Origin of the sequence: Devosia sp. (assembly GCF_017307565.1) — a bacterium.
In the GTDB taxonomy this organism is placed as follows: domain Bacteria; phylum Pseudomonadota; class Alphaproteobacteria; order Rhizobiales; family Devosiaceae; genus Devosia.
Window position 1 is genome coordinate 1 of the sequence record NZ_JAFKHD010000185.1, and the last position, 9,925, is coordinate 9,925.

At 63.4% G+C, this 9,925-nt stretch carries 12 protein-coding genes; 7 read left to right on the forward strand and 5 right to left on the reverse strand.

The window, feature by feature from the left end:
- The 3 genes from J0I64_RS05430 to J0I64_RS05440 form a co-directional block, all read left to right on the forward strand.
- Positions 1-188, forward strand: a 188-nt coding sequence (locus tag J0I64_RS05430) for an ureidoglycolate lyase (protein ID WP_291406592.1), incomplete at its 5' end; no start/stop codon positions are given.
- A gap of 81 nt (positions 189-269) precedes the next feature.
- A complete protein-coding gene (locus J0I64_RS05435; protein ID WP_291406593.1) occupies positions 270-980 on the forward strand; it encodes an META domain-containing protein in 711 nt (236 codons plus the stop codon).
- 65 nt (positions 981-1,045) lie between these two features.
- On the forward strand, positions 1,046-1,609 hold the full coding sequence (locus J0I64_RS05440; protein WP_291406602.1) for a nucleoside deaminase: 564 nt from the start codon (positions 1,046-1,048) through the stop codon (positions 1,607-1,609).
- A 120-nt stretch (positions 1,610-1,729) separates the two neighbouring features.
- On the opposite strand, the gene J0I64_RS05445 is transcribed toward J0I64_RS05440, so the two are convergent.
- Positions 1,730-1,876, reverse strand: a complete 147-nt coding sequence (locus J0I64_RS05445) for a hypothetical protein (protein ID WP_291406594.1) — start codon at positions 1,874-1,876, stop codon at positions 1,730-1,732.
- Positions 1,877-2,097: 221 nt separating this feature from the next.
- Here J0I64_RS05445 and otsB point away from each other — a divergent pair, with 221 nt between their 5' ends.
- The 3 genes from otsB (at position 2,098) to J0I64_RS05460 (ending at position 5,361) form a co-directional block, all read left to right on the forward strand.
- Positions 2,098-2,883 carry a trehalose-phosphatase gene (gene otsB, locus J0I64_RS05450; protein ID WP_291406595.1) on the forward strand — a complete coding sequence of 262 codons (786 nt, stop codon included), beginning with the start codon at positions 2,098-2,100 and terminating at the stop codon, positions 2,881-2,883.
- Positions 2,884-2,971: 88 nt separating this feature from the next.
- Positions 2,972-4,387 carry a trehalose-6-phosphate synthase gene (locus J0I64_RS05455; protein WP_291406596.1) on the forward strand — a complete coding sequence of 472 codons (1,416 nt, stop codon included), beginning with the start codon at positions 2,972-2,974 and terminating at the stop codon, positions 4,385-4,387.
- 98 nt (positions 4,388-4,485) lie between these two features.
- On the forward strand, positions 4,486-5,361 hold the full coding sequence (locus J0I64_RS05460; protein ID WP_291406597.1) for an intradiol ring-cleavage dioxygenase: 876 nt from the start codon (positions 4,486-4,488) through the stop codon (positions 5,359-5,361).
- Between the two features lie 41 nt (positions 5,362-5,402).
- Here the strand turns inward: J0I64_RS05460 and J0I64_RS05465 are convergent, their stop codons facing one another.
- The 4 genes from J0I64_RS05465 to J0I64_RS05480 all read right to left on the reverse strand — a co-directional run bounded on the left by J0I64_RS05465 (position 5,403) and on the right by J0I64_RS05480 (position 9,260).
- Positions 5,403-6,881: a DEAD/DEAH box helicase gene (locus J0I64_RS05465; RefSeq protein ID WP_291406598.1), complete on the reverse strand. Its 1,479-nt coding sequence runs from the start codon at positions 6,879-6,881 to the stop codon at positions 5,403-5,405.
- 349 nt (positions 6,882-7,230) lie between these two features.
- Positions 7,231-8,022, reverse strand: coding sequence for a molybdopterin-dependent oxidoreductase (locus J0I64_RS05470; protein ID WP_291406599.1), 792 nt, complete (start codon positions 8,020-8,022; stop codon positions 7,231-7,233).
- The gene (locus J0I64_RS05475; RefSeq protein WP_291406600.1) at positions 8,019-8,867 is read right to left on the reverse strand and encodes a cytochrome b/b6 domain-containing protein; all 849 of its coding nucleotides are present in this window, start codon (positions 8,865-8,867) and stop codon (positions 8,019-8,021) included. The genes J0I64_RS05470 and J0I64_RS05475 overlap by 4 nt, the downstream gene beginning before the upstream one ends.
- A 78-nt stretch (positions 8,868-8,945) precedes the next feature.
- Positions 8,946-9,260, reverse strand: a complete 315-nt coding sequence (locus J0I64_RS05480; protein WP_291406601.1) for a hypothetical protein — start codon at positions 9,258-9,260, stop codon at positions 8,946-8,948.
- 187 nt (positions 9,261-9,447) lie between these two features.
- On the opposite strand from J0I64_RS05480, the gene J0I64_RS05485 reads away from it, so the two are divergent.
- The coding region (locus J0I64_RS05485; RefSeq protein ID WP_291406603.1) for a sigma-70 family RNA polymerase sigma factor at positions 9,448-9,925 on the forward strand (478 nt) is incomplete at its 3' end.

Here is a 9,925-nt window from a genome sequence, read left to right on the forward strand (position 1 = left end):
CCGCCAATATCCGCGCCTTCCTTCCCGCCCGCGGTCAAGGCGTCAACATCGCAATGAACACCTGGCACGGCGTCCTCACCCCCCTCGACAAGGAAAGCGACTTCCTGGTCGTCGACCGGGGCGGCGATGGCAATAATCTCGAAGAGTTCACCCTGGCGCCGCCCTTTCTCGTCACCCATCCCGAGTGACCTGCTTAACCGCGTCCGCGGCTTTGCCTCGCCAGCTTCATGGTGCTGCGTTAGGTTGGAGATGAAACAGGGAGGACTGCCATGCTGAACCGGCTCCTGACGCTCATTCTGTCGCTCATGCTCTTTGCCGGCGCCGCCAACGCGCAGGATTTGACGCTGACTGGCGACGTATTCTACCGCGAGCGCATCGCCCTGCCCGATGGCCAGCGCGTTGTCGGCGCCACAGCCTCCATTCCTGACGGCCAGGTGCCGCTCAAGTTCTCCCTCGCCATTCGCAGCGACGTGGCCAAGTCGGGCGGCAGCTTCGGTCTCGCCGCCGAAATCCGCCAGGGCGGCACTGCCATATTCCGCAATTCCGTCCCCGTGCCAGTCGACCTGGCTGCGCCCATACCGGTCTCCATTCTCGTGGCCCGCGCCCCCATTGAGCCCACCCCGCCCATGCCCCAGCCCGACAACGCGCTGATCAACACCACCTGGCGCGTTACCAGCATCAGCGGCAGCCCCGTCACTGGCGAGCAGCCGGTAACGCTCGCCATCGCGGCCGATCTCCGCGCCAATGGCCATGCCGGCTGCAACAGCTACTTTGCCCAAGCGACCATTGATGGCGACAAGCTGCAATTCGCCCAGCCGGCTGCGACGATGATGGCCTGCCAGCCCGCAATCATGGCCCAGGAAAGCGCCTTCTTCGCCGCCCTCATCGCCGTCGCGCGGTACGAAATTTCCGACGACAGCCTGCGCCTGCTGGATGCGGCCGAAGTCCCCCTGATTGGTCTCATCCGCACCAAGGAATAATCCTCTTGGATAATGCCGATTTCATCTCGCGCCTGCTCGACGTCATCGAGCACGACGTGATCCCCATGACCGCGCGCGGTGTCGCCGAGGGAAACAAGCTGTTCGGCGCCGCCATTCTGCGCAAGTCCGACCTCTCGGTCGTCGTCGCCGAAACCAACAATGAAACGGAAAATCCGCTCTGGCATGGCGAAATGCATGCCATCAAGCGCTTCTTCGAGTTGCCGGAAGATCAGCGCCCGGCAACGAAAGATTGCGTTTTTCTGACCTCGCACGAACCGTGCTCGCTCTGCCTTTCGGGCATCACGTGGTCAGGCTTCGACAATTTCTATTATCTCTTCACCTACGAAGACAGCCGCGACAGCTTCGGCATCCCCTACGACATCCAGATCCTGCAGGCCGTCTATGCCGTGCCTGATCCGGACCGCGCCGCCGTTCCGCCCGACCGGCCGCTCTATAACCGCTCCAATGCCTTCTTCAGAAGCCGGAGCCTGAGCGAAATGATCGCCGGCGTCGATCGAGACCATCGCGAAAACCTCCTCGCGCGTCTCGACGATCTGCGGGCGGCCTATGCCGACCTCTCAGCCATCTATCAGCGCGACAAGGGCAAGAAGGGCATCCCACTCGCCTGAACTTTTCGCAACGACTTCAGCGGCCGCCGGACGAGACCCTCACCCGGCGCGGTTTTCGGCATCGGCAGAACCAGTCGCCACAATTCAAGCGCCAGCCGATCACGGGCATTGAGCTTGGCCTTATTCATCGCTGGCCGCCACGGCCTCGCCGGGCCCCGCGGGCACTTCGGCAAACGATGCCGCCAGTGTGATGAAGCTCAGCGCTGCCACGAAAAGTGCGGTCAGCATCAATTGCGATTGGGCTTGTTTGGGCAGGAGCGTGCGCATTTTCTTGTTGTTATCCCTCAACTTTTCGTCCCATCGGTCAAACTGCGGACGTGTGTCAGCAACGTTGGAACCAGCGATAAGGCTCCACGGCTGAACCGCTCACGAATGCGTGATTAAGAATTCATTCACAATCCCGCCACCTGCATGGCAGGCATGTGGCGCGAACCTTTCGGCTCCCCTGGCGTTTCCCTCATGACCCGCACTGTCACGAGAGGACTGCCATGCCCCAGACGCTCCCGGAAACTGGCTCGGAACTGCCTGCGCTCGCCTTGTTCACCGACTTCGATGGCACGCTGGTGGAAATCGCCGAGAGCCCTGAGGCCGTACACGTTCCCGATGATCTCGCCGGGCAGATCGAGCGCCTCACGCGCGATCTCGACAATGCTTTTGCCGTCATCACCGGTCGGGAGATCGCTGATATCGACCGCTTCCTCTCGCCCCTTCACCTCCCGGTAGCCGGCGCACACGGGTCTCAGCGTCGTCGCGCCGATGGCACCATGGAACAGGTGGACGAGGAACTGATCCACGGCGCCGAGGAAATCACCCGCGCCATCGAGCCGCTGGCGATTGCCCATCCCGAACTGCTGATCGAGCCCAAGCCCGGCGCAGTGGCCCTCCACTATCGCAAGGCGCCCAACCTCGCCGATGCCTGCCTGCGCGCGCTCGAGGAAGTGCTGGCCGATCACCCGCAATATTCCCTCGTCGAGGGCAAGATGGTCTACGAGGCCCGCCCGATCGGGTTCGACAAGGGCGGCGCGCTCCGCGCCTTCATGAAGGAAGAACCCTTTGTCGGCCGCATCCCGATCTTCATCGGCGATGACCGAACCGACGAAGATGCCTTCCGCGCAGCCCAGGAACTGGGCGGCGTCGGCATCAAGCTTGGGCCCGGGGAAACCTCAGCGCGCCTGCGCATCGCCGATGTGGCTTCGGTCTACGCCTTGATGCGGGGCCTTGGCACCATGGCCCACCACGAAGAGCCAGTGCTCACCGACGCCACGGCGCATTGATCGCGCCTCCCGCCGGACATCGAAACGAACTCGACCCGGGCGCTTCGCGCCCGGCATCATTTTGCATTCTACAGGGGGCCCGTCTGTCATGAGCCGTATCGTCATCGTATCCAATCGCACGCCCGGCAAGGGCCCGGCAGCAGGCGGACTCGCCGTTGCCCTGCGCAAGGTCCTCTCACGGCATGAAGGCTTCTGGTTCGGATGGTCCGGCAAGCTGACCGAAACGCCCGACAGCAAACCGCGCATGGAAGACGTGGACGGTCTCAAGGTTGCCCAGATCGACCTCTCTCCCCAGGATCACCACGCCTATTATGCCGGCTTTTCCAATTCCATCCTCTGGCCCAGCTTCCACCTGCGGCTCGATCTCGCGACCATCGAAAGCTACTGGTACGAGGGCTATCGCCGGGTCAACGCGCAGTTCGCCAAGGCCCTGAAGCCCCTCCTGCGCCCCGATGACGTCATCTGGGTCCACGACTACCACCTCATTCCGCTCGCGAGCGAACTGCGTGCCCTCGGTGCCAAGAACCGCATCGGGTTCTATCTCCACATCCCCTTCCCCACTGCCGACGCGCTCTACGCCATTCCGCACCATGGCGAACTGATGCGCGATCTCTCGCGCTATGACCTCATCGGCTTCCAGGCCAATCGCGATGTGGCCGCCTTCACCGATTTCGCCGAGCACCAGGCGCCGTCCACCTTCGGCATCAGCAACACCGAAGCCGTCGATTTCTCCGACACGGAAGTCGCCGCCTTCCCCATTGGCTCCGATCCCGAAGCCTTTGCCCGCCTCGCCACCAGCCCCGCCGCCAAGAAGATGATCCACCGGATGCATCGCGCCCTCGGCGAGCAGGAGCTCGTCCTCGGCGTCGACCGGCTCGATTATTCCAAGGGCCTGCCGCAGCGGGTGGAAGCCTATGAAAAGCTCCTCGCCAACAACCAGCGCTTTCGCCGCAAGGTGCATCTGCTGCAGGTGGCCCCGCCTTCACGTGACACGATCAAGGAATATCAGGAGACCAGCGACACGCTCGACGCCATCTGCGGACGCGTCATGGGCCGCTTTGCCGAACCCGATTGGGCGCCGCTCACCTATGTAAAGCGCACTTACGGCCAGCCCAGCCTCGCCGGCCTCTATCGCCTCGCCCGCGTTGCCCTCGTCACACCCCTGCGCGATGGCATGAACCTCGTGGCGCACGAATATGTCGGCGCGCAGGACCCGGAAAATCCCGGCGTCCTCATTCTCTCCCGTTTCGCCGGAGCGGCCGAGATCTTCCCTGATGCGCTGCTGGTCAATCCCTTCGACACCGACGAGACCGCCGAGGCACTCCGCGTGGCGCTGGATATGCCGCTCGAGGAACGCAAGACGCGCTGGCAGGCGCTCAACCGCGCCGCCACTGCCCATAATGTCGACGACTGGGCCCTCGCCTTCCTCGAACGCCTGTCGCCGGGCATTGCCGAAGCCGGTGGCGGCGCCACCGATGTCATCTACATGGCCTCGGTCGCCTGAAGCCTAACCAAATGGTCATCCCCCTGTCCAAGGTGTAACGATGGCAAGCGCCAGTTCAACGCTATGGTCTCGTCAGCAAACCAGACAGGGAAAGCCCCATGCCCCGATTGAACCGTCGTGATGCCTTCAAGGCTCTAGCCGTCACCGCCAGCGGTGGCCTCGTGATGAGCCAGACCGCCTTTGCGGAGGAAACCGGGGCCAGTGCCCGCCAGACCGCCGCCCTCCTCCAGGGTGCCGACGTCTGCGCCATCATCCCCGAGGTGACGGAGGGCCCCTACTATTTCGATCCCTCGCTAGAGCGCGCCGATATCACCGAGGGCCGTCCGGGCATCCCGCTGCGCGTTCGCCTGCAGGTGGTCGATGCCCAATGCGCTGTCATCGAAGGCGCGCGGGTCGACATCTGGCATTGCGATGCTACCGGCGTTTATTCCGGCTACGCCAATCAGGGCGACGACGGCACGGTGGACACGACAGGTGAAACCTTCATGCGCGGCACCCAGTTCGCCGACGCCAATGGCCTTGTCGAGTTCGAAACCGTCTATCCCAGCTGGTATCGCGGCCGCACCACGCACATTCACTTCAAGATCTTCATCTCCGAGAATGTCATTCTCACCGGCCAGATCTTCTTCCCCGACGCCCTCTCGGAATACATCTACCTCAACGTCGCGCCCTACAATGACCGCACCAGCACCCGCGACACTCTCAACTCAAATGACAGCATCGCGGCCCAGTCGACCCGCGCCGCCTATGCCTTCATCAAGGAACTGGACGAAGAATACCTCGCCGCCATGATCGTCGGCGTCGATCCCAATGCACGCTCCTCCATTGGCTTTGGCATGGGCGGCGACCGCCCGGAACTGCCCGCCGGTGGTGCGGGTGGCCCGCCGCCCGATGGCGCCGGCGGCCCTCCGGGCGGCGGCGGTCCAACCGGAACGGCAGATCGCTCGACGATTACACCGGCGGTGCGGGAATAGCTCAAACAAAAAGGGCGGCCTCTCGGCCGCCCTTTTTCTGATTAGGCTTCGCCGCGGCGATTGCGCGCGGCGGACTTTTTCGCCGCCGTCGTCCAACGCGGCTTGGCCTTGAGACCATCGGCGCGCGGCGGCTTCACCGAGCGAGCCGGAGCCAGCGGATTGCGGGCATCACGGGCAGGACCAGCATTGGCTTCTCGCGGAGCGTTGGCGTCGCGGGGAGCGCCGCCCTTGCCACGCTCACCACCGGGACGCGGGGTGTTGAACTTGCGCGGGCTGTTCGACTTGGGGTTGCGCGACGTACGCGCGCCGCCCGGAGCACCGGCCGAATTGCGCGGCGGGCGCGGCGCCGAAGCCGTAGCTTCCTCGACCATGTTCACGTCGCCCGAAAGCGGCAGCGTCCGGCGGATCAGCTTCTCGACATCGCGCAGCTTGGAGCGCTCGGTGCCATCGCACAGCGTAATAGCGATACCGGTAGCCCCGTTGCGACCGGTCCGGCCGATGCGGTGCACATAGTTTTCCGGATCGTCCGGCAGGTCATAGTTCACCACGTGGGTGATGCCCGGAACGTCGATGCCGCGCGCGGCGATGTCGGTGGCAACGAGAATACGCACGCTACCGCTGGCAAAGCCCTTGAGCGCCGCCTGGCGGGCATTCTGGCTCTTGTTGCCGTGGATAGCCGCAGCCTCATGCCCGTCAATGGCAAGGTTCTTGGCGACGCGGTCGGCGCCATGCTTGGTGCGGGCAAAAACGATCACCCGCTCCATCCCTTCCTGCTCGTCATCGAGGAGGCCATTGAGCACGCCGCGCTTGGCCTTCGAGCCGGAGAGAATGACGCGTTGGTCGATCTTGACCACGGTCGAACCCTGCGGCGCCGCCTCAACCTTGATCGGCTCCTTCAGGAGCCCCTTGGCAAGGTCTTCGATTTCGGTAGCCATGGTGGCCGAGAACAGCATGGTCTGGCGACGCAGGCCGATGGCCTTGGCAATCGCCTTCACCGGAGCAATGAAGCCCATGTCGAGCATACGGTCGGCTTCGTCGAGCACCAGCCAGCGCGTCTCGTTGAGACGGATCTTGTTGTCGTCGAGCAGGTCCTTCAGACGGCCGGGGGTCGCGACGACGACGTCGACGCCCTTGGCGATCTTCTGCACCTGATGGTAGCGCGACACGCCACCGAGCACGAGCACGGTGTCGAGCTTCATCTTGGAGCCCGCAAACTTGCGGATGTTCTCTTCGATCTGCACGGCGAGTTCGCGCGTCGGCGCCAGGATCAGCGCACGGGTGGTCATCGGCCGCGGACGGCCGGTCAGTTCGGCAATGCCGGCCAGGATCGGCAGACCAAAGGCCGCCGTCTTGCCCGAGCCGGTCTGGGCAATACCCAGCATGTCCCGGCCTTCGAGCAGCTTTGGAATGGCCTGGCTCTGGATCTTGGTGGGGGTCTCGAAGCCTGCAGCCTTGAGGCTGTCGGTAATGTTCTGGGGCAATCCGAGACTGGAAAAATCGGTCAAATCTTGATCTTTCATGATGCGCAAAAGCTGCGCGGGCGCTCTGCACGAGGCAGGCGCCAGGAACAAAAATTGCAATCGGGCGATAAAGGAGTATCGCGCGGGTGCTGGCTCAAACCCGGAGCCCTTGGCTATCCGGGGTGACTTCGCCGCTCACCGCTTGAGTAAGAAGAGAAGCCCGTTAGCGGCCCTATAGACCGCAACGCTGCGCCCCATATGGGGGAAATAGCCCCAAAAGGCAAGTGTAGCAGGCGCATGGGTGTTGTGCGCGGCCCGGAATGGAGGAGAGCGCCAAACACTCGACGCAACACCTCCCCTTTGGCATGGGAGGTTGGGAGGGGGTGACAGGAGCCACAATATCGCGGCCTTAAATCCCCCCATACCAATCGTAACCGTTGTCTTCCCAATACCCGCCCTTCCCCCGCCCAAACGGGGTCAGGTCATCCACCAGCTCGATCGTGTGCAGATATTTTGGCTGCTTGTACCCCAGCGCCCGCTCGACCCGCAGCCGCACCGGCGCGCCATTGCTCACCGGCAAGACCTGGTCATTGAGCCCATAGGCGAGGATCGTCTGCGGATGATAGGCGTCCACCAGGTCCGAGCTGGTATAGTAGAGGATGTCGCCCGAAAGCGTCCGCTGGATATTGTCGTAGCAGTGATAGACGCAGAACCGCGCGCTCGGCTTCACCCCCGCCATATCGAGCACAGGCCCCAGCGCCGTCCCCGTCCACTTGGCGATGCAGCTCCACCCCTCGACGCAATCGTGCCGCGTAATCTGGCTGCGCGCCGGCATGTTGCGCAATTCGTCGAGCGAGAACGAAACCTCCCGCTCCACCATGCCCTTGATGGTCAGTTTGTACTGCGCAAAGTTCTGCGCCTTCAAAAACATGTATTCCGGCGTCGTCGGCTCGGTCGAGCCATTGGGCTTCATACCCTGCCGGATTTCGCTGGCGGCATATTCGCGCGCCAGAACCTGATTGCCGATCAGCGCCCGCTGCGCGCGATAGGTCAGCACATTGGCCTGCTCCAGCGCCTGCCGAACAGGGTTGCCCCGCTCTCCCAGAAAGTCGAACTGGTTGCAGCCGGTAAGCGCCAGGCTCGATCCCAAAGCCGCCGACCCGATCAGCAGCTTGCGCCGGTTGAGAATGATATTGCTCACGGCTTGTCCCCCGCTTCCGGCGGCGTACCGGGACTGGTGCGATACCAGCCCGTTACCATTGACCTCAGTTCATTGAGCGGCCCCGCCAGCAGCACCATGATGATGTGAACGACGAAGAACAGCACCAGCAGCGTCATGACCCCGAAGTGGATGGTGCGCGCCGTCTGCCGCCCGCCGAAAAGATCGAGCAGCCAGGGGAACGCGGCATCCATTCCCGGGCTCATGGTCAGCCCCGTCAGCACGATCAGCGGGAAAAGAATAAAGAAAACAGAGAAATAGCTGATCTTCTGCAAGGGCGAATACTGCCGCCCGTGATGAAAGCGGAACCGCGCATGATCCATCGCATCGCGCGGCAGCCCCGAAATATCCGCGCCCCTGGGCAGAATGTCCCGCCGCAGGTGCCCGTTGATGAAGCTGGCGAGGAACCAGACGAATAGCGCCGCCACCAGCAACCAGCCGAAGAAGAAGTGAACCACCCGTCCAGTCGCCAGATCCCGGAACGATGGGATCGTCACCGCCGGCGGAAAGCCCACATATTGCGGCGCCTCCGCCGTCCCGCTCATGCCGAGCACGCCGGTGGTGTCAAACGTCCTGCCAAAAACCGTCGTCTGCCCCCGTGGCCCCTCAGGCGTATTTACTGCACCGATCCGCAGGACTGAATTGTCGAACTCGAACCCCGATTGTTGCCCGACATAGAGCGCTGGATGGGCATTGAAGATCTGCAGTCCCGAGAGCAGCAGGAAGAACAGGCAGATCGCCCAGGTCCAGTGCGTCAGCCGCGTCCACACCGACTGGCGGTAGACCAGCGGCCCCTGCTTCTTGGAATGTTCGTCCGGTTCGCTCATGCTCTTCCCCAGGCAAATGGCACCATCTGCCACTAGCAACGGTATTGCATCAGGCAGATGGTCGCCATCACGTCGTTTTTATTGCTTTGGTGCCATCGCACCGTTGCCCATCGCCCCGCCGCCCATCGCGTTTTTACCCTCGCCAAGGGCGTGACACGCCTGCTCCGCCACCATGGCCACTTCGGGGAAGGTGATGGCCTTGGCCTGTTCGATACAGGTCTGCAGGTCCTTCTCGCTCATCATCGGCCCCATGGCCTCGGGCGCCATGTTCCCGGCGCTCATGCCTCCGGCGCCCATAGCGCCAGAACTCATCGCCTCTTCGGCCATCGCTCCGCCGGCAGCGAACAGCACCATGGCAACAGCAACGGAAAGGCTAGCGGTCTTGAAAAACATCGTCGTCTCCCTTGTCTCGACCGCAGCCCCTGCCGCGGTTCGTCCCAACCATTCGCCTCACTCGCCCGGCCGGTTACCGCGATCACGCAGCCGTGTTGCCGGCTCACTTTTTTCCTGTACGGGTGTAACCTTGCTCCGCTTTGCCGCGAATGGAGTTGCGATGCAGGCGGACAAGACAGAGATGCGGCTGCGCGCGCTCATGCTGGCCGCGCTCGATGGTGATGCGGTTGCCTATCGGCAACTGCTGGCCGATCTCGCCCGCTACCTGCGCCCCTGGTTCGCGCGCCGCCTTGGCGCCGCCCACGCCTCACACGCGGAGGATCTCGTGCAGGACACGCTGCTCGCCGTGCACACGCGCCGCATGACCTATGACCGGACCCGCCCCTTCACCGCCTGGCTTCACGCCGTCGCACACCACAAATTTGTCGATCACGTCCGCCGCCACGCCATCCGGCCCACCGTGCCGCTTGATGACGACGCGCCTGTCTTCGCCAGCGACGACAGCGCCAATGCCGCCGACCGGCGCGATGTCGAAGCCGTCCTGAAGTTTGTGCCCGAGCGGACCGGCGATCTCATTCGCGAAACAAGACTTGAGGGCGCAACCGTGGCCGAAGCCGCGGCCCGTCACGGCATCAGCGAAACCGCTGCCAAAGTCGCCGTTCATC

Coding starts and splice junctions, on each gene's coding strand:
- J0I64_RS05480 (WP_291406601.1), bottom strand. CDS start 9,260: ATGTTTTTCAAGACCGCTAGCCTTTCCGTTGCTGTTGCCATGGTGCTG.
- J0I64_RS05440 (WP_291406602.1), top strand. CDS start 1,046: ATGACCGCGCGCGGTGTCGCCGAGGGAAACAAGCTGTTCGGCGCCGCC.
- otsB (WP_291406595.1), top strand. CDS start 2,098: ATGCCCCAGACGCTCCCGGAAACTGGCTCGGAACTGCCTGCGCTCGCC.
- J0I64_RS05445 (WP_291406594.1), bottom strand. CDS start 1,876: ATGCGCACGCTCCTGCCCAAACAAGCCCAATCGCAATTGATGCTGACC.
- J0I64_RS05465 (WP_291406598.1), bottom strand. CDS start 6,881: ATGAAAGATCAAGATTTGACCGATTTTTCCAGTCTCGGATTGCCCCAG.
- J0I64_RS05460 (WP_291406597.1), top strand. CDS start 4,486: ATGCCCCGATTGAACCGTCGTGATGCCTTCAAGGCTCTAGCCGTCACC.
- J0I64_RS05475 (WP_291406600.1), bottom strand. CDS start 8,867: ATGAGCGAACCGGACGAACATTCCAAGAAGCAGGGGCCGCTGGTCTAC.
- J0I64_RS05455 (WP_291406596.1), top strand. CDS start 2,972: ATGAGCCGTATCGTCATCGTATCCAATCGCACGCCCGGCAAGGGCCCG.
- J0I64_RS05435 (WP_291406593.1), top strand. CDS start 270: ATGCTGAACCGGCTCCTGACGCTCATTCTGTCGCTCATGCTCTTTGCC.